The organism is Mycolicibacterium novocastrense, assembly GCF_001570485.1.
Taxonomy (GTDB): domain Bacteria; phylum Actinomycetota; class Actinomycetes; order Mycobacteriales; family Mycobacteriaceae; genus Mycobacterium; species Mycobacterium novocastrense.
The window spans coordinates 26514-44548 of the sequence record NZ_BCTA01000063.1; the positions used below are offsets into that span (position 1 = coordinate 26514).

Consider the following 18035-nt stretch of genomic DNA (forward strand, 5'->3'; position numbering starts at 1 on the left):
GATCGAGCGCGCGATACACCACGTGCTTCAACGCCACGGCGCGACAGTAACATCGCTGTTGACGCGCGACCGTGCCATCGAGGGATCCGCCAGAACCCCTGCGGCGGTTCGGTACATCTGATCTGATTTCGGCATCCAGCATTGGAGAATGCGTTGAGAGTGCTCGTCACTGGTGGGGCGGGATATATCGGAGCGCACGTCACGAGGGCGCTGCGCGGCATCGGGCATGACGTCGCTGTCCTTGACGACTTCTCCACCGGGAGTCGTGGTCGGCTGACGCCCGACACCCCGGTCTACGGGGGCTCGTTGTTGGACACCGCGTTCGTCGAGTCGTCGTTGCGCTCTTTTTCCGCTGACGCCGTGGTGCACATCGCCGCCAAGAAGGCCGTGGACGAGTCGGTCGCCAACCCGCTGTTCTATTACCGCCAGAACGTCACCGGCATGCATAGCGTGCTCGAGGCGATGGTCGGCACGGGCACACGCCGCATCCTGTTCTCGTCGAGTGCGGCGGTTTACGGAGAGCAGGCCGTCAGTCCAGTGACCGAAGCGACGCCGACCAGTCCGTCGTCGCCCTATGGCTGGACGAAATTGATTGGTGAACAGTTGCTCTCCGACGTTGCGGCAGCGCACGGACTCAGTTGGTCGGCCCTGCGCTATTTCAACGTGGCCGGCGCAGCGACGCCGGAGTTGGCCGACCGCGGGGAGAACAACCTGATACCTAGAGTCTTTCGGGCGATCAGCTCGGGCGTTCATCCAAAGGTTTTCGGGGCCGATTATCCGACCCCGGACGGATCGTGCGTCCGTGACTACATCCATGTCGAGGATGTCGCTGATGCCCATGCCGCTGTCCTGAACCAGATGGCGTTCGACGATCTGGCCGCTGTCTACAACATCGGCACCGGGAGGGGTACGAGTGTCTTCGAAATCATGACGGCGGTACGGCAGGCCACCGGCGTCGATTTCGAGTGCGACGTCATCGGCCGCCGTCCGGGTGATCCTCCCGACGTCGTCGCCGATCCCGCGAAGATCCAACGTGACTTCGGTTGGGAATCCCGCCACGACCTAGCCAGCACCGTCAACAGCGCCTGGAAGGCGTGGGTCGCCAATGACCAGACCTGAAGCTGCCCTTCGGGGCCCGTGGTGTGCTCGCCACATGCGATGGTGTCGCGAACACCGCCGGGCCGTCGCGCGAGATATCGCGCGCCTTGAGCCTCGGGACCGTTAATATCGATCGACTCTGTGGTTTGCGTGGGTGTCCATTCGTCGAGCACGTGACGTCGCCCGTCCTGCGTAGGAAGGTACGTGTTGATACGGCGTATAGCGTCATCGCTCGTCGCAGTCGTATGCGTGGTTGCCATCTCGATGACCGGGGTTCCCGGTCTGGCCGTCGGTCAGCCCGCCGACGACGCCCCGCCGCCGGTGACCGCTTTCGGCTGGCAGCAACTCGGGATCAACCCGCTGTTGTCATTCGTGGGCCACGACATGACGCAGAGAGTCTCCATACCCGTGCCGCAGGGGCTTGTGCCGATTACGCTCTCGGGTTTGATCGGAGCGGTCAGCAATATCCCTTCGGGATTCGTGGAAGCCCAGACCCAGGACGGGCGGTTCGTGGGTTCGGTGCCGATACCGATTGTCCCGCCCGGTCAGCCCCCGGTGCCGTTCACCTTCGATCTCGGTTCAGTTCCGGTGGTGCGCGGCGAGATCCAATTGAACTTGGTGTTGAGGGTCAACGACGACGACGTCTGCGATCCACTGCCGACTCTTGTCATGAGCGAAATGAGCGCGGCCTTCACCGGGGCCGTGCAGCCCCCCAGGACCATCGAGGAATTCCTACCGGCCATCGCGCCGGTGATCGACTTGTACGTCGACCCGGTACCCACCGACGCCGAGAAGTCCACGACGCTCACTCTCGTCGCCGCATTGTCCAAGTACTACCAGCCGGGGGTCGTCGCGGTGAATGTGCGTGCGCTACCCCGAATCGATGCGGGACCACCGCCCGATCGTGATGCCTCGGTCCGTGCGATCGTTGTCCGTGACGTTGCCCAGGCGGAGTCCGGCGTGCGGCTGATCACCGATGCCGGCGCACCTTTTCTCATTCTGAGCGGACAGGGCGACGGCCTCGTCCAGCAGGTCGGCCTGTTCCGGGATGGACTACAGAAGGTGGCCCAGACCGACACAGTCACAGTCGAATCGACCGAAGGGGCGTCGAACGAACAAGCAGGATCGGCCTCGACGTTCGGGCAGCTTCGCATGGGTGGCAACACGGCCGTTCTAGGCGAGTCGTACATCTTCTTGAACATCGCTCCCGCATTGTCCAGAGCTAGCGATCCGGGCATCGTCGATGTCCGACTGTTGGCGAATTACACACCGGTTGACGAGAACGAGAAGGCAACGATGGTCGTCACCGCCGGCGAGCTCGTGCTCGCCACGGCCCGTCTCGACGCGTCTGGGCAGGTGGACAGCCGCTTTTCGATTCCTGCCGATGTCGCCGCCCGGGATCAGGATCTGACCGTGACGGTCAGGTATGAGCCGGGGCCCGGGTGTAATCCGCTCACCCTGCCGATGGAGTTCGAGATCGATCCGATGTCGACTGCCAGAGTTCGGCCCGGCGGCGCGGTGGAGATGGGCGGGTTTGCGGCTCTGCCACAAGGATTCGTTCCGACGTTCCAAGTAGCTTTCGACGGCAGCGACCCCGGCCAACTCGCCCATGCGGTCAAGATCGTCGGGCTGATCCAGCGGCTTACGTCGACGGCGTTGAGACCCGAAGTGGTCAGCGTTGAGCAGGCCGCCACGAGCGATGAAGGCGCACTGATCATCGCCGGCGCACAAACAGTCGAGGAGAACAACCTCGATCCGCCGATAGCACCGCGGGGCGGCATGTCCGAGGTTGACCTGCCTTCTTCGACCGTCATCGACATCTCTACCGGGCTAGCGGCCCTTCAGAGTTATGCGCACAACAACCGGACGGTCGTTCTTCTGACCACCTCGGGTCCGTGGAGTCTCGCGATCCCATTGCTCGACTACCTCGCGGGTCTACCCAAAGGCTGGCGGGACCTGGATGGTGACGTGCTGGTGGTTGGCCAGGGCCAGGTCCCCCAGCAGCTGACTGTGCGGGCCGACGGGCCGGTGATGGCAGGGCCGCCCGGCGTCAACGCGGATGCGGTCGAACAGGAATCGGACGCGCGCGGGTGGTACGAGTGGGCACTGCTGGGGGCCGGAGCGCTCGTGATCCTCACCCTCATCGGGGGCACAGTCGTGTTGCTGAGGAAGCGATCACGCCCCAGCGCGGGCGTCGGTCCTGCGCCCTGACCGCGAAACCCTGGGGGCATCACGCCGTGGAGTTCGGCGGTACCTCATGGCTACTCGTGATACGTTGTCGGCGGTTTATGTAAAGCGGGGGCTGCCGATGCGCCGGACAATCCAGATCGAATTCAACGAGTTGAGTCCGACGCTGATCGATGAGTTCATCGCTGCGGGAGAATTGCCGAACTTCCGGCGGCTGCAGGAATCGTCGGCGGTCTTCGTCACCGATGCCTCTGACGAGAACAATCTCGAGCCGTGGGTCCAGTGGCCTACGCTGCACACCGGCATCGCCGACTGTGATCATGGGATCCAGCACCTCGGCGAGGGGAAGCGGGTTGTCGGCCGAGGTGTCGCACGCGAGTTGGCCGATGCCGGATTCAGAGTCGGTGTGTTCGGCTCGATGAACCTCGATTACGGGCCGTTGGACGGCTTCGTGGTTCCAGACCCGTGGAGTCCGAACGCGACTCCGCATCCCGCAGGTCTCAGCGCGTTCACGAAGTTCGTCGTGTCGGCCGTTCAAGAGAACTCGGCGAACACACTGGACAAGCAGGCCGCGGTCCCATTCCTCGCGTACATCGCTACCCACGGTCTGACACCGGCGACCGCCGCGCTGGCGGCACGTCAGCTCATCGACGAGCGGCGGGACCCTGGGCTGAAATGGCGGCGATCCATTGTGCTGGACGCGATTTCGTACGACGTATTCCGGAAACTGGTGCGCCGCCACGACGTCGCGTACGCCACCTTCTTCTCCAATTCGACCGCCCATTTCCAGCACTACTTCTGGCGCAACTTTCGGCCGGAGAGTTTCTCGGCGCCGCCGCCACCCGAGGACCACCCGTCGCTGATGGATGCGGTACTCACCGGCTACCGCAACTATGACCGACTCATCGGACGCTTCCTGGCCGACTTCCCTGACGACCGGCTCGTGTTCGCGACGGCCTTGAGTCAACAGCCGTGGGACACGACGAAGTGCACCTACCGGCCGACCGATTTCGACCGGCTGCTGGAAGTCCTGGAACTCGATCCCTCCCGGACCTCGGTCGCGCCGGTCATGGCTGAGGAGTTCCTGCTGTCGTTCTCTGACGAGGCATCAGCTCACGAGGCTTTGACCCGGCTGAAGGGCTCGTTGGTCGGGGACCAACCGCTGTTCAGGTTCGAACACGCCGAGCCGTTGAGGATCAAGGTCGGCTGCGCGGTCAACGACTGGTCGCCGAGTGTCGGGACGGTGACCCTTCCGAACGGGAGGCAGGTGCCCTTCGAATCGCTCTTCAGCCGCATCCATACGATCCGCAGCGGCCGCCACCATCCCGACGGCTGCTTCTGGGTGCAATGCCCAACACCGCGCACTGGCGGGGAGAAGATACCGCTCACGTCGGTGGCACCTACGATTCTTCGTCTCTTCGGAGTTGATCCGCCCTCGTACATGAAGGCCCCCGCGGTCGAGTTCCTCGCAGTTCAGAAGGACTGACGTGCCGCCGCGCTGGTTTGGCGTGGCTCAACGGCGGATGCGTGCGTACCCAGCCGCTCGAGACGCCGCCTCGCCGGCCGTACGCTAACGTCGCGTCAGCACGTTCTACCGTGAAGAGCAGCAAGGCACCCACACCGTGGCACATTCTGTGGGCCGACCAGGAGTTGCAGGCGATTGAACAGTCCACCAGAGCGCAAACCGGTGTCCGCCGTTTACGTCGCATCCCCGGAAGGTGACACGGGAAAGTCGACCATCGCGCTGGGCATCCTGCACCGGTTGACGGCCACCGTCGCCAAGGTCGGTGTCTTCCGCCCGATCACCCGGCTCGGCGAGGACAGCGACTACATCCTCGAGCTGCTCCTGGACCACACCACCGCGGGTCTGTCCTACGACGACTGCGTCGGCGTCGGCTACGAGCAGTTGCACGAGGATCCCGACGCGGCGCTCGCCGAAATCGTCGACCGGTACCACTGGGTGGCCGACCAATGTGATGCGGTCCTGATCGTCGGCAGCGACTACACCGACATCGCCGCCCCTAGCGAGCTGTCGACCAACGCGCAGATCGCGGCCAACCTCGGCGCTCCGGTGGTGCTGGCGGTCAAGGCCAAGGATCGCAGCCCCACCGACGTCGCGCAGATCGTCGACATCTGCCTCGGCGAGATCGCCGCTCAGCACGCGCACACCGCAGCGGTCGTCGCCAACCGTTGTGACCCCGAACAACTGACCGCGGTGCTCGACGCGTTGAAGGACCTCGATCCCAAGTGTTACGCGCTGCCGGAGGAGCCGCTGCTGGTCGCCGCGTCGGTCGCTGAACTGCAGCGGGCCGTCGAGGGCGAATTGATCAGTGGCGATCCGGCGCTGCTGTCGCGCGAGGCCATGGATCTGATGGTCGCCGGGATGACCGCCGAACGCGTCCTCGAGCGGCTCAGCGAGGGTGTGGCCGTCATCGCGGCCGGCGACCGATCCGACGTCGTGCTCGCGCTCGCGAGCGCCCATGCCGCCGAGGGCTTTCCGTCGTTGTCGTGCATCATCCTCAACGGTGGGCTGGAACTGCACCCCTCGATCGCCGCAATGGTCGCCGGGCTCGGACTGCGGTTGCCGATCATCGCCACCAGGTTCCGGACGTTCGAGACGGCCAGCCGGGTGGCGTCCGCACGCGGCCGGGTGACAGCGACCTCCCTGCGCAAGATCGACACGGCCATCGCGTTGATGGAGACCCACGTCGACATCGCAGACCTGCTGGACCAGTTGGCCATCCCGATTCCACAGGTGGTCACCCCCCAGATGTTCACCCACAAGCTGCTGGAGTGGGCCCGCTCGGATCGCAAGCGCATCGTGTTGCCGGAGGGCGACGACGACCGCATCCTGATCGCGGCCGGTCGGCTGTTGCACCGCGGCGTTGCCGAGCTGACAATCCTCGGCGAGGAATCTCAGATACGGGCGCGCGCAGCGGAATTGGGTATTGATCTCTCGGACGCCGCCGTTCTCGACCCGCAAACCAGCGACCTGTGCGACAAGTTCGCCGAACAGTACGCCGAGATGCGCAAGCACAAGGGCGTCACCGTAGAGCAAGCGCGCGAGACCATCCACGACGTCTCCTATTTCGGCACCATGCTGGTGCACAACGACATGGTCGACGGCATGGTCTCCGGCGCGCGCCACACCACCGCCCACACCGTCCGGCCCGCCTTCGAGATCATCAGGACCCTGCCCGATGTCTCCACCGTTTCCAGCATCTTCCTGATGTGTCTCGCCGACCGGGTGCTCGCGTACGGGGACTGCGCGATCGTGCCGGATCCGACCGCCGAGCAGTTGGCCGATATCGCGATCTCGTCGGCGCGCACCGCGGCCAGCTTCGATATCGAGCCACGGGTCGCGATGCTGTCCTACTCGACCGGCACCAGCGGATCCGGCGCGGACGTCGAAAAGGTCCGGCAGGCAACCGAATTGGTTATGCAGCGGGAGCCGGACCTGTTGGTCGACGGTCCGATCCAGTACGACGCCGCGGTCGATGCATCCGTTGCCAAGTCCAAGATGCCCGACTCGAAGGTGGCCGGCCGCGCGACGGTGCTGATCTTCCCCGACCTCAACACCGGGAACAACACGTACAAGGCGGTCCAGCGCAGCGCAGGCGCAATCGCGATCGGGCCGGTGCTGCAAGGACTGAAGAAGCCCGTCAACGACCTTTCGCGCGGGGCATTGGTGGAAGACATCGTCAACACCGTGGCGATCACCGCGATCCAGGCGCAGACGCTCTGATGGCCCGCAGCGTTCTGGTTCTCAACTCGGGGTCATCCTCGCTCAAATACGCAGTCATCGAACCGGATTCGGAGACGATGGTGATCGACGGCATCGTCGAGCGCATCGGTGAGGGGCAGGTCGGTGACCACGCCGAGGCGCTGCAGACGGCGTTCGCCCAGATGGCTGAAGCGGGCCGGGGCCTCGACGCTCTCGACCTCGTCGCCGTCGGCCATCGCGTGGTCCACGGCGGCCCGGACTTCTACGAGCCGACGCTGGTCGACGACGCCCTGGTCGCCAGGATCGACGAGCTGTCTCCGCTTGCCCCGCTGCACAATCCGCCAGCGCTGCTGGGAATCGAGGAGGCACGCAAGGCGCTGCCCGATCTCCCGCATGTCGCGGTCTTCGACACGGCCTTCTTCCACGACCTGCCGGCCGCCGCGGCGACGTACGCGATCGACCGCGACATCGCCGAGCAGTGGCATATCCGCCGCTACGGCTTCCACGGCACCTCACACCAGTACGTCAGCGAGCAGGCCGCGGCCTTCCTGGGCGTCCCACTGGACTCGGTGCGCCAAATCGTGCTGCACCTGGGCAACGGCGCATCGGCCTCGGCCATCGTCGGGGGCCGCCCGGTGGACACCTCGATGGGGTTGACGCCGATGGAGGGGTTGGTGATGGGAACCCGTTCGGGCGACATCGATCCCGGTCTGATGTTCTATCTGTGGCGCACGGCGAACATGAAGGTCGACGACATCGAGGAGATGCTCAACCGTCGCTCCGGCGTGCGCGGACTCGGCGGTGAGGTCGATTTCCGGGTGCTCCACCAGTGCATCAACGACGGGGACGCTTCTGCGCAACTGGCCTACGACGTCTACATCCACCGGCTGCGCAAATACATCGGCGCCTATCTTGCGCTGCTGGGCGGCGCGGACATCATCACCTTCACCGCCGGAGTCGGCGAGAACGACGCGGCGGTGCGGCGTGACGCGTTGCGCGGCATGGCGCCGTTGGGCATAGAACTCGACGAGATGCTCAACGCCAGCCCCGACAAGAAGGCCCGGCGGATATCGGCCGACCGGTCTGGAACGACGGTGCTAGTTGTTCCCACTGATGAGGAGCTTGCGATCGCCCGCGCTTGCACGAACCTCATCGAGCACTGAGCGCGGGTTTTCGAGCGGCAGTTCCTGGGCGGAATCGCAGATGGCCAGCAGCCGACGAACCTGCCTGCCGCAGCGCACCTGCCAGTCGATTCCGTTCCGGGAGCAGATCACGTTGATGTAGTGCAGCGCCGCGAAGCCGGCGGTGCCGAAGAAGTCGACGAGTCGCAGGTCGATCACCAGGCGCCGGGTGCCGGCGACCTGACCCTCGACGTAGGTGGCCAGCGCTCGGCTGTTGGTGGCATCGATCTCGCCCTCGACCGTCACCAGGACCGTCGAACCATGCCGGTGAGACGCTGTGAAGCTGGCCCGATGGTGGTGTTCGCACAGATCAAACGACCGAGGGTCGGGACGGAACACCCGGCAGGTTCCTACAGCGGACACGGCGCACTCCTGTTGTCGAGATGCGATTGAAACCGCGGAGGCCGTCAGCGACGCCTGACAGCTGCTGCGCCACGAACGGGATGGCCCCGATGACCTCTGCAGTTTGGCTGTGACCTCAACCTGTGATGCAGATTACTACGAAATCCGCGGCAGGACCATCGAGTGTTACGACATGGGCAAATCCCGTAAAGTCGAGGCCTGCTGCGGTGCGGTTTGCTGTAACGGCCACGGAATCCGTAGTTCTGACGCCGCTCGGGTGGCCGCGGTGAGGATGAATTTGCCCCGCTGGCAACATGCCGAAATCCGGCCGCAACCGCCGTCGGCTGGAATGTGCCCATTCGGTGCGACGAAGGGGCACTCATGTCGAATATTCTCGAGCAGATCGGCGGCCACGAAGCCCTCGAAGGCGTGGTCGAGGACTTCTACAACCGCGTGCTGGCCGACGATCAGCTGGCCGGCTTCGTCACCGGAACCAACATGGCGCGGCTCAAGGGGCGGCAGGTCGAGTTCTTCGCCGCCGCGCTGGGCGGGCCCGAACCGTATACCGGCGCGCCGATGCGCCAGGTCCACCAGGGCCGCGGCATCACCGTCCACCATTTCAACCTCGTCGCAGACCATCTGGGCGCAAGCCTCGCCGCTGCCGGAGTGCCTGAGCGGACGGCCGGCCAGATTCTGGAAGCCATCGCCCCGCTGCGCGACGAGATCGCGACCGCCAGCGTCGTCTGACCGTCAGAACGTGCTGGTCGGGCGGACGCTGTTGGCCAGGTCCACAAGCGCGTAGCGGTGCGCCTGCGTCGGTGCCACCCGCGCCAGCGCGCGCAGTGAGGCCTCCACGCCCAGCTGCAATCCGTGTTCGGTGAACGGGAACCCGAGGATGTGATTGGTGCTGGCGGTGTTGTCGGCCAGCCAATCCATCGCGGTGCCCAGCACCAGCGCGCGGATCTGCAGCACCCGCGGCTCGCTGTCCGGCAGCGCCTCGACGCGCCGTGCGGCGTCTCGGATCTGCTGCTCGGTGATCTCGGTCGACGACCGGCCGGACAACAGAGTGACCGCGCTGGTCAGCCGGGCCGTCGTGAAATGGCGGGACATCGCGGGCACCTTGTCGAGTGTCTTCACCGCATCGTCGCGCTCACCGGCGGCCGATTGCGCGCGCGCCAGGCCGAACCCCGCCGAGATCACCCCGTTGTCGGTCGACCACACGGTGTTGTAGAACTTTCCGGCCTCTGGGGTGCCCGCCAACTCGGCGGTGGCGGCCAAGGCCAGTTTGGGCGCCAGCTCGCCGGGCATCGTGTCGAGCACCTCGGTGAAATGCTTTGTCGCCGAGCCGTAGTCGGCGGTCAACAGTTCGGAGACGGCCTTGAACCAGACCAGCCGCCACGGCCAGCTCACCCGCTCGGCGAGGTCGTCGAGTTTGCGGGTGGCCTTGGCGACGTCGCCGAGGTCGAGCAGCGCGCGCACCTCCATCAGCGGCAGCTCGACCGAGTCCGACAGATCGATGCCCTCGGAATCCAGCGCCCCGTGCCTGGCCGCGCGCAGCTGGTCGAGGGTCTGCACGGGCTGGCTCAGCACGCTGGCCGACAGCACCGGCGCGCCGACGTCGGTCGGGTCGACCAGGGGTACGGGCAGGGCCCTGACGATCTCCTGTGCGGTCAGCCGCTCGGAGTGCACCTGCCCGTCGAGATAGACGTCGGTGTGCGCTACCAACAGATCGATGCCGAACGTGGACCGGGTGGGCGAAAACACCGTGGACAGACCGGGTTTGGGTGACCCGGTGTCCTTCGCCACGACCTCACGCAGCACACCGAGCAGCTGCCCGGACATCTCGTCGGCACTGCCGAAACGCCGCCGTGGATCCGGGTCGATCGCCCGGCGCAGCGCACGGCCGAACGAGTCGTACTCGGCCAGCACCGGGTCGTCCTCGGGCAACCCGTCGACGTAGCGGCCCTTGCGGGTGCGCAGGTTCAGCGTCAGCGCTGCGAGCGTGCGGCCGACGGTGTAGATGTCGGTGGCCACCGTCGGCCCCGTCCGCACGATCTCGGGAGCCTGGTATCCCGGGGTGCCGTACAGGTAGCCGAACGAGTTGATGGTCGACACCGCACCGAGGTCGATCAGCTTGAGCTGTTCCTCGGTGATCATGATGTTTTCGGGTTTGAGGTCGTTGTAGGTCAGGCCGAGCGAGTGCAGATAGCCCAGCGCGGGCAGGATCTCGAGCATGTATCCGATGGCCTGGGCCACCGGCAGCTTCTCGCCCTTGGCCTGTTTGAGCGATGTGCCGCCGACGTACTCCATCACGATGTAGCCGACGGGGTTGCCGTGTTGGTCCGCGTGCTCGACGAAGTTGTAGATCTTCACGATGCCGGGATGGGTGACCTCGGCGAGGAACTGCCGCTCGGCCATCGCGATCTTCTGCGCCTCGGCGTCGCCGGAATGCACCAGGCCCTTGAGCACGACGGGTCGTTCGTTGACGTTGTGGTCGAATGCCAGATAGACCCAGCCGAGGCCGCCGTGTGCGATGCAGCCCTTGATCTCGTACTGGTCGGCGACCATGTCACCCGGATTCAGTTGCGGCAGAAACGAATACGGACTGCCGCAGTGCGGACACCAACCTTCCGACCGGGCAGGCTTGCCCTCGCTGGAACGGCCGACGGGGCGGCCGCAGTTCCAACAGAAGCGCTTCTTCTCCGCGACCACCGGATTGGTCATCAGCGCTTCGAGCGGATCCTTGGCCCGCACCCGCGGGATCTCGACCAGCCCACCGCCCAGGCGGCGCGTCCGCGACAACGCCCGCGTCGTGGTGGTGGTCTGCTCCTGCGGCTCAGTGTCTCCGGTGCCCGCCGACCCGCCGTCGTCGTCGTCGAGATGGGGCCGGAACACCGCCTCGGTCGCCATCGGGCGGATGGTCGAGGCCGAATCCATGCCCATATCGTCGAAGCTCGCCGGCTGGGTGCCCGGGCCCTCGTCGTCGTAGTCGTGTAGTTGGGTCTCGGACATCAGTCGGAGTACCTCGCGGCCGGAGGAGCCGGCGCCGGCCCGAGCACCGTCAACCACTTGCGGTACAACGTGTTCCAGGTGCCGTCGCGGCGGATCCGTTCGAGCGTGCCGTTGACGAACCGGACCAGGCCGGTGTTCTCCCGGTTGACCCCGATGCCGTAGGGCTCCCGGTTGAGGCTTGGGCCGACGATGTGCAGGTAAGGATCCTGTGACACCAGGCCGGCGAGGATCGAGTCGTCGGTGCTGACGGCGTCGACCTGCCGCTGCTGCAGTGCCACCAGGCAGTCGGCCCACGCGACCACCCCGACGATGATCGGGGGCGGCGTGATCTCCCGGATCCGCTCCAGCGATGTGGTGCCCTTCGCGACGCATACGCGGCGTCCCGAAAGGTCCGACGCCTGCCGGATCGTCGAGTCGCGCGGCGCCAGGATGCGCTGATTGGCAGTCAGATACGCCGTCGAGAACCCGATCAGCTTCTTGCGTTCGCACGTGATGGTCATGGTCTTGACGACGACGTCGACCTGATCGTTCTGCAACGCGGCGATGCGGTCCGCCGACGACAGGATGCGGTACTCCACCTGCGACGGGGTTCCGAAGATGTCGCGGGCGATCTCACCGGCGATGTCGACGTCGAATCCGGTGATCTGCCCGGTGATCGGGTCGCGGAACGAGAACAGGTTGCTGCCGATGTCCAGGCCGACGATCAGCCGCCCCCGCGCGCGGATGTTCGCGACGGCCTCCTCGGCCTGGGCCCGATCGCTGAACGGCCGAAGGCTCGCCGTGCGGTCACAGTCCTCAGTGTCGTCGCCGGGCGGGCGCACCGGTTGTGGTGGCAACTCCTCCATACCCGCCGGGGTGGGCGGTGGAAGCGTCACACCGGGTGTGGAGGTCACCGACGCGGCCTGCCCGCATCCGGTGAGAACCAGCGCGGCGGCGACGAGCAGGCCGAAGAACTTCTTCATTACCGGTACTCACTCAACCTCGGCCACAACCCCAGCGCCACCGCGACCGCCGCGACGACGCTGAGCACCGCGGCGCCCACAGTCGCACCGGACAGCACCCGGTGCGCGTTGATGATGTCGTCGCGCAGTTGCCCGCGGCTCTCTTCGATGCCCTGGCTCAACGCCTCGTCGAGCTTGTTGAACGCGGGCGTGGAATCGTCGGCCCCGGCGCCCAGCGCCACCTGCGTGGCGGCTTGGTAGTTGCCGACGCTGATGTAGGCGTTGATCCGGTCGTCGGCGGCGCGCCAGCGCTTCAACAACTGCTCGGCCTCGGCGAGGTCGGTCTTGTCGATGGCGTCCTCGCGGGCCAGGTAGTCCGCGAGCTGCTGCTGCATCATGTCGATGCGCTGGTAGTACGACTGTTTGCGCACCGTCTCGTCGCCGCGCCGGATCAACGACAGCGTCTCGTCGGCACGGGCCTGCTGCGCGGTGATCGCCAGGTTCGTCACCGTCTTCAACGACTCGGCGGCGGTGTCCTTGGCGCTGCGGCTGTCGGAGGTCGAGATGACCAGGGCCGTGCCCACCCAGATCAGCATGGTCAGAACGGCCAGTCCGCCGGCGACGAAGCCGATGTTGATCCGCCTGCGCGTGCGCCTGGCCAGCCAACGGTTGGCGAACACCCCGAACAGCAAGGTCGCCAGCACCACCAGGATGACCGGGCCGGGGATCCGGGTGGACGCGCTGGTCTCGGCGTCGACGCGCTGCGAGGTCTCCTCGTAGAGCCGTTGGGCCCCGGGCAGGATCTGCGTCTGCATCAAGGCCGACGCCTCCGACAGGTACGACGAACCCACCGGATTACCCGAACGATTGTTGGTGCGGGCGGTCTCGACCAGGCCGGTGTACACCGACAACTCTGCGTTGATGCGGCCGAGCAGCTGCACCAGGTCCTCGTCGGTGAGCCCGCTCGACGCCCGGGTCACGGCCACCGACGCGTCCGTGATCGCCTGCTCGTACCGTTGTCGGACGTCGCGCGGTTCCGCCCCGGCGATGAAGGCCGTGGCCGCTGCGGCATCGGCCACCGACAGCTTCGTGTAGAGCTGCCCGGCGGCAAACGACAGAGGCTCGGTGTGGTTGAGCACCGTCATCAGCGCCTGCTGGCGGTCGTTGATCGTCGTCGACGTGGCGAACGCGCTGGCGATGACGAGCGCGGACAGCACCACTCCGATGGTCAGGATCCGGCCGGGCGTGGTCCACAGAAACCACCAGCGTTGTTGTGCCGACGTCGACGGCGACCGCGACGCGAGCGGCTCCGTCGACGGGTGCGCCAACTCCACAGTCACGTGCGCGCGGACCTCATCAGCATCGCTTTCCGGCTCGTCGTTTCGACCGCTCCCACTGTATGAAAGAAGTCTAAGAGTTTCCGGCAGGCCGGGCGGCCCTATTGTTGAGGCGTGCGTGGCGACGGTGACGGATGGGTGGTTTCCCACGGCCAGGCCTACTGGGGCAGGTACGGCGCGGTCGGCCTGTTGCTGCGGGCCCCCGGCCACGACGGCACCCCGGTGGTGCTTCTCCAGCACCGGGCGGCCTGGAGCCACCAGGGCGACACCTGGGGTCTGCCCGGCGGGGCGCGCGACAGCCACGAGACCGCGGAGCAGGCGGCCATCCGGGAGGCCCATGAGGAAGCGGGGCTGCCTGCCGAGCAGTTGACCGTGCGCAAGGTGGTGCAGACCAAGATCGTCGCGGGCGACGGGGTCAGTTGGAGCTACAGCACGGTCATCGCCGACGCCCAGGAGATGCTGCCCACCGTGCCGAACCGGGAGAGCGCCGAGTTGCGCTGGGTGGCCGTCGACGACGTCGCCACCCTGCCGCTGCACCCGGGATTCGCCGCCAGCTGGCAGCGGTTGCGCGACGAGTTCACGTCGATCCCGCTTCTGGTCAACCCTCAGCTCTGAGCGCCGCCTGCAAAGCCACCTTCAAAGACGAGGCCGCCGCACCAGGGTCCTCGGCCGCCGTGATCGCCCGCACCACGACGACGCGTCGCGCGCCGGCGGCCAGCACCTGCGGTAACCGCTCGGCGTCGATTCCGCCAATCGCGAACCACGGCTTGGCCGTACCGAGTTGGGCGGTGTGCCGGACCAGCTCCAGCCCGGGCGCAGCGCGGCCGGGTTTGGTCGGGGTGGGCCAGCACGGGCCGACGCAGAAGTAGTCGACGGCCTCGTCCACCGCCGCCGCGACCTGATCGACGTCGTGGGTGGACCGCCCGACCACCGACCCCTCGCCGACGATGCCGCGCGCCACCGCCAGCGGAAGGTCATCCTGCCCCAGGTGAAGCACGTCGGCGCCGGCGGCCAGCGCGATGTCGGCGCGGTCGTTGACGGCCAGCAGCGCGCCGTGGCGCCGGGCCGCGTCGGCGAGCACCTCGAGGGCCTCGAGTTCCTGGCGTGCCTCCAAGGGGCCGAACCGCTGTTCGCCCGGCGAACCCTTGTCGCGCAGCTGGATGAGGTCGACCCCTCCGGCGAGGGCGGCGTCGGCGAACTCCGCGAGGTCGCCGCGCTCGCGCCGGGCGTCGGTGCACAGGTACAGCGACGCGCTGGCCAGGCGTTCTCGAGGTTGGTGCACACCGCGACGCTAGCGGCTCGTCGTTGGGGGCCTAACCAGCGGGTACTGTGGGTTGACGAACGCGGGAGTCCCGGGAACGGGGACTGAGAGTGGGCATTCGAACCTGCCCTTACCGTCGCACCTGATCCGGGTCATGCCGGCGAAGGGAGGGAAGTTGACCGCAGCAAGCCTGGCCGTGATCGGCGGCGGCGTCATCGGATTGGCCGTCGCGCGGCGTGCGCTGAGTGCCGGCTGGGACGTCCGCGTGCACCGCACCGACGAGCGCGGCGCGTCGTGGGTCGCCGGCGGCATGCTCGCACCCCACAGCGAGGGCTGGCCCGGTGAGGAGAAGCTGCTGCAGCTCGGCCTGGAATCGCTTCACCTGTGGCACGGCGGCTTTCTCGACGGGCTGCCCGACGATGTGGTCACGGCACGCGAATCGCTGGTGGTCGCCGTCGACCGCGCAGATGCGAGCGACCTCAAGACAGTGGGCGAGTGGCTTGCGGCCCAAGGGCATCCGGTGACGGCGACGACGTCGGCCCGCGATATCGAACCGCTGCTCGCTCAGGGCATCCGGCATGGGTTTCGCGCCGAAACCGAACTGGCCGTTGACAATCGGCTGCTGGTGCGAGCCTTGGCCGTGTCGTGTGAAGGGCTTGGTGTGCAGTGGGCGCCCCCCGTGTCCGAACTCGCCGAGGTGCAGGCGGATGCCGTGGTGATCGCGAACGGTATCGACGCTCCGACGCTGTGGCCCGACCTGCCCATCCGGCCGGTCAAGGGTGAGGTGTTGCGGTTGCGGTGGCGCCGCGGCTGCATGCCGGTGCCGCAGCGGGTCATTCGGGCCAGGGTGCATGGCAGGCAGGTATACCTGGTTCCGCGCGCCGACGGGGTCGTCGTCGGCGCCACGCAGTACGAACACGGCCGTGATACCGCGCCCGCGGTGACGGGCGTGCGGGAACTGCTCGACGACGCCTGCGCGGTGATGCCCGCGCTGGGCGAGTACGAACTCGCCGAATGCGCCGCGGGCCTGCGGCCGATGACGCCGGATGGATTACCGCTCGTCGAACGCCTCGATGAGCGCACACTGGTCGCGGCGGGCCACGGGCGCAACGGCTTTCTTCTCGCACCCTGGACGGCCGAACGGATCGCGGCCGAACTCGATGTCACGATTGGAGCGACACAATGAAGGTACTGGTCAACGACGAAGCGGTGGAAGTGGACGCCTCGACGACGGTCGCCGCGCTGCTGGAGCGTCTCGGCTTTCCGGAGAAGGGCATCGCCGTCGCAGTGGATTGGTCGGTGCTGCCGAAATCGGATTGGGACACCGCGCTGACGGACGGTGCTCGCGTGGAGGTGGTGACGGCGGTGCAGGGTGGCTAGCCCCGACACCCTTCGCACCAACGGAGCGTCGGTCACGAAGTTGACCATCGCCGGCCGCGAGTTCGGTTCGCGGCTCATCCTCGGCACCGGAGGCGCGGCGAATCTCGCCGTGCTCGAAGAAGCGCTTGTCGCATCGGGTACCGAGCTGACGACGGTGGCCATGCGACGCGTCGACGCCGACGGCGGCACCGGCGTGCTCGAGTTGCTCAACCGGCTGGGCATCACCCCCTTGCCGAACACTGCGGGCTGCCGCGGGGCGGCCGAGGCGGTGATGACGGCGCAACTCGCCCGCGAGGCGCTACACACCGACTGGGTGAAATTGGAAGTCATCGCCGACGAGCGCACGCTGCTACCCGATGCCGTCGAACTGGTCAGGGCCGCTGAGCAATTGGTCGACGACGGTTTCACGGTGCTGCCGTACACCAACGACGATCCGGTGCTCGCGCGCCGACTCGAGGACATCGGGTGCGCGGCGGTGATGCCCCTGGGCTCGCCGATCGGAACGGGCCTGGGAATCGCCAACCCGCACAACATCGAGATGATCGTCGAGGCCTCATCGGTGCCGGTGGTCCTCGACGCGGGCATCGGCACCGCGAGCGACGCCACGATGGCGATGGAGCTGGGGTGTGACGCCGTGCTTTTGGCCACGGCCGTGACACGCGCCGCCGATCCGCCGATCATGGCGGCGGCGATGGCCGCCGCGGTCACAGCGGGACATCTGGCTCGGCAGGCCGGCCGCATCCCTAAGCGGTTCTGGGCGCAGGCGTCCAGCCCCTCTCGATGAGTCGCTATGTCGCGCTGGGCAGTTCGATGGCGGCGGGTCCCGGGATCAGGCCCCGCGCCGACGGTGCACCCTGGGCCGCCGGCCGGTCGGCGCGCAACTATCCGCACCTGGTGGCCGCGAAGCTGAATCTCGACCTCGTCGACATGACGTACTCCGGTGCGACGACCGCGAACGTCCTGTCCGAACCGCAACACGGTGCGCCGGCGCAGATTTCGGCTCTGACCGGATCCGAAGAGCTGGTGACGGTGACCATCGGTGGCAACGACGTCGGCTACGTGCCGATGCTGTTCGCCGCTGGCCTCCCGCGCGCCGCCCGCAAGCTGCCGCTGCTGGGGAGGGTGCTGCGCACGCAGCTGGACCCGCGGGCGCGCGAGGACGCGCTGGCAGAAGTCGCCGTTTCGCTCGAGGAGGTCGGCCGGACCCTGCGGGCCCGTTCACCCCGCGCGACGGTGCTGTTCGTCGACTACCTCACGCTGCTACCGCAGCCGGGTGTGCCGGCACCACCGTTGTCCGACACCGACGTGGCGACAGGCCGCCACGTCGCCGACACGTTGGAACGGCTGACCGCGGAGGCGGCCGCGGCCACCGGCTGCGGTCTTGCTAGGGTGGCCGAGCCCAGCCGCCCGCACCACGCGTGGTCGGCCGAGCCGTGGACGACCCGGTTCGGGCTGGCCGACCTGGTGAGACCGGGACGGCCGGCACCCCTGCACCCCAATGCGGCGGGCATGCGCGCCGTCGCCGACCTCATCGTCGCGCAACTGACGGGCTAGCGCCCGGGCGACGCTAAC

Annotated in this window: 16 protein-coding genes; 11 read left to right on the forward strand and 5 right to left on the reverse strand. The window is 67.0% G+C overall.

Annotation, left to right across the window (positions count from 1 at the left end):
* Positions 1 to 159 precede the first annotated feature (159 nt).
* From galE to RMCN_RS21600, 5 genes are all read left to right on the forward strand, one after another.
* The gene (gene galE, locus RMCN_RS21580; RefSeq protein ID WP_234787744.1) at positions 160 to 1119 is read left to right on the forward strand and encodes a UDP-glucose 4-epimerase GalE; all 960 of its coding nucleotides are present in this window, start codon (positions 160 to 162) and stop codon (positions 1117 to 1119) included.
* A 228-nt stretch (positions 1120 to 1347) separates the two neighbouring features.
* Positions 1348 to 3309 (forward strand): hypothetical protein, encoded by a 1962-nt coding sequence (locus RMCN_RS21585; RefSeq protein ID WP_067393533.1) that lies wholly within the window; start codon positions 1348 to 1350, stop codon positions 3307 to 3309.
* Positions 3310 to 3406: 97 nt separating this feature from the next.
* Positions 3407 to 4771, forward strand: a complete 1365-nt coding sequence (locus tag RMCN_RS21590; RefSeq protein ID WP_067393536.1) for a hypothetical protein — start codon at positions 3407 to 3409, stop codon at positions 4769 to 4771.
* A 174-nt stretch (positions 4772 to 4945) separates the two neighbouring features.
* On the forward strand, positions 4946 to 7030 hold the full coding sequence (pta, locus tag RMCN_RS21595; RefSeq protein WP_067393539.1) for a phosphate acetyltransferase: 2085 nt from the start codon (positions 4946 to 4948) through the stop codon (positions 7028 to 7030).
* Positions 7030 to 8172, forward strand: a complete 1143-nt coding sequence (locus RMCN_RS21600) for an acetate kinase (RefSeq protein ID WP_067393542.1) — start codon at positions 7030 to 7032, stop codon at positions 8170 to 8172. Before pta ends, RMCN_RS21600 begins: the two co-directional genes overlap by 1 nt.
* Here the strand turns inward: RMCN_RS21600 and RMCN_RS21605 are convergent.
* Positions 8107 to 8553, reverse strand: coding sequence for an STAS domain-containing protein (locus RMCN_RS21605; RefSeq protein WP_067393545.1), 447 nt, complete (start codon positions 8551 to 8553; stop codon positions 8107 to 8109). The genes RMCN_RS21600 and RMCN_RS21605 overlap by 66 nt on opposite strands.
* 360 nt (positions 8554 to 8913) lie before the next feature.
* Between RMCN_RS21605 and RMCN_RS21610 the strand changes: the two genes are divergently transcribed.
* Positions 8914 to 9279 carry a group I truncated hemoglobin gene (locus RMCN_RS21610; protein ID WP_067393548.1) on the forward strand — a complete coding sequence of 122 codons (366 nt, stop codon included), beginning with the start codon at positions 8914 to 8916 and terminating at the stop codon, positions 9277 to 9279.
* A gap of 3 nt (positions 9280 to 9282) precedes the next feature.
* Here RMCN_RS21610 and RMCN_RS21615 read toward each other — a convergent pair whose 3' ends face one another.
* The 3 genes from RMCN_RS21615 to glnX are packed head-to-tail and all read right to left on the reverse strand — an operon-like array spanning position 9283 to position 13825.
* Positions 9283 to 11544, reverse strand: a complete 2262-nt coding sequence (locus RMCN_RS21615) for a serine/threonine-protein kinase PknG (protein ID WP_067393638.1) — start codon at positions 11542 to 11544, stop codon at positions 9283 to 9285.
* Positions 11544 to 12506, reverse strand: a complete 963-nt coding sequence (locus RMCN_RS21620; protein ID WP_067393551.1) for a glutamate ABC transporter substrate-binding protein — start codon at positions 12504 to 12506, stop codon at positions 11544 to 11546. The genes RMCN_RS21615 and RMCN_RS21620 overlap by 1 nt, the downstream gene beginning before the upstream one ends.
* Positions 12506 to 13825 (reverse strand): protein kinase G-activating protein GlnX, encoded by a 1320-nt coding sequence (gene glnX, locus RMCN_RS21625; protein WP_067393555.1) that lies wholly within the window; start codon positions 13823 to 13825, stop codon positions 12506 to 12508. The genes RMCN_RS21620 and glnX overlap by 1 nt, the downstream gene beginning before the upstream one ends.
* A 111-nt stretch (positions 13826 to 13936) precedes the next feature.
* Here glnX and RMCN_RS21630 point away from each other — a divergent pair, with 111 nt between their 5' ends.
* Positions 13937 to 14437 (forward strand): NUDIX hydrolase, encoded by a 501-nt coding sequence (locus tag RMCN_RS21630; protein ID WP_067393558.1) that lies wholly within the window; start codon positions 13937 to 13939, stop codon positions 14435 to 14437.
* Here RMCN_RS21630 and thiE read toward each other — a convergent pair.
* On the reverse strand, positions 14421 to 15104 hold the full coding sequence (thiE, locus tag RMCN_RS21635) for a thiamine phosphate synthase (protein ID WP_067393561.1): 684 nt from the start codon (positions 15102 to 15104) through the stop codon (positions 14421 to 14423). The two genes, RMCN_RS21630 and thiE, sit on opposite strands and share 17 nt — an antisense overlap.
* A gap of 133 nt (positions 15105 to 15237) precedes the next feature.
* Here thiE and thiO point away from each other — a divergent pair, with 133 nt between their 5' ends.
* The 4 genes from thiO to RMCN_RS21655 are packed head-to-tail and all read left to right on the forward strand — an operon-like array spanning position 15238 to position 18017.
* Entirely contained in the window at positions 15238 to 16269 is a 1032-nt protein-coding gene (gene thiO, locus RMCN_RS21640) for a glycine oxidase ThiO (RefSeq protein WP_165604470.1), read from the forward strand.
* Positions 16266 to 16463 (forward strand): sulfur carrier protein ThiS, encoded by a 198-nt coding sequence (gene thiS / locus RMCN_RS21645; protein WP_064402091.1) that lies wholly within the window; start codon positions 16266 to 16268, stop codon positions 16461 to 16463. Before thiO ends, thiS begins: the two co-directional genes overlap by 4 nt.
* Positions 16456 to 17247 carry a thiazole synthase gene (gene thiG / locus RMCN_RS21650; RefSeq protein ID WP_067393564.1) on the forward strand — a complete coding sequence of 264 codons (792 nt, stop codon included), beginning with the start codon at positions 16456 to 16458 and terminating at the stop codon, positions 17245 to 17247. Before thiS ends, thiG begins: the two co-directional genes overlap by 8 nt.
* Complete coding sequence (locus RMCN_RS21655; RefSeq protein WP_067393566.1) at positions 17244 to 18017, forward strand: SGNH/GDSL hydrolase family protein; 774 nt, start codon at positions 17244 to 17246, stop codon at positions 18015 to 18017. The genes thiG and RMCN_RS21655 overlap by 4 nt, the downstream gene beginning before the upstream one ends.
* The last annotated feature ends 18 nt before the right edge of the window (positions 18018 to 18035 follow it).

What these genes read in the sequence shown, in the direction of transcription:
- RMCN_RS21590 (WP_067393536.1), top strand. Translation starts at nt 3,407, where the DNA reads ATGCGCCGGACAATCCAGATCGAATTCAACGAGTTGAGTCCGACGCTG.
- RMCN_RS21600 (WP_067393542.1), top strand. Translation starts at nt 7,030, where the DNA reads ATGGCCCGCAGCGTTCTGGTTCTCAACTCGGGGTCATCCTCGCTCAAA.
- RMCN_RS21610 (WP_067393548.1), top strand. Translation starts at nt 8,914, where the DNA reads ATGTCGAATATTCTCGAGCAGATCGGCGGCCACGAAGCCCTCGAAGGC.
- RMCN_RS21615 (WP_067393638.1), bottom strand. Translation starts at nt 11,544, where the DNA reads ATGTCCGAGACCCAACTACACGACTACGACGACGAGGGCCCGGGCACC.
- RMCN_RS21620 (WP_067393551.1), bottom strand. Translation starts at nt 12,506, where the DNA reads ATGAAGAAGTTCTTCGGCCTGCTCGTCGCCGCCGCGCTGGTTCTCACC.
- thiO (WP_165604470.1), top strand. Translation starts at nt 15,238, where the DNA reads ATGCCGGCGAAGGGAGGGAAGTTGACCGCAGCAAGCCTGGCCGTGATC.
- thiS (WP_064402091.1), top strand. Translation starts at nt 16,266, where the DNA reads ATGAAGGTACTGGTCAACGACGAAGCGGTGGAAGTGGACGCCTCGACG.
- RMCN_RS21655 (WP_067393566.1), top strand. Translation starts at nt 17,244, where the DNA reads ATGAGTCGCTATGTCGCGCTGGGCAGTTCGATGGCGGCGGGTCCCGGG.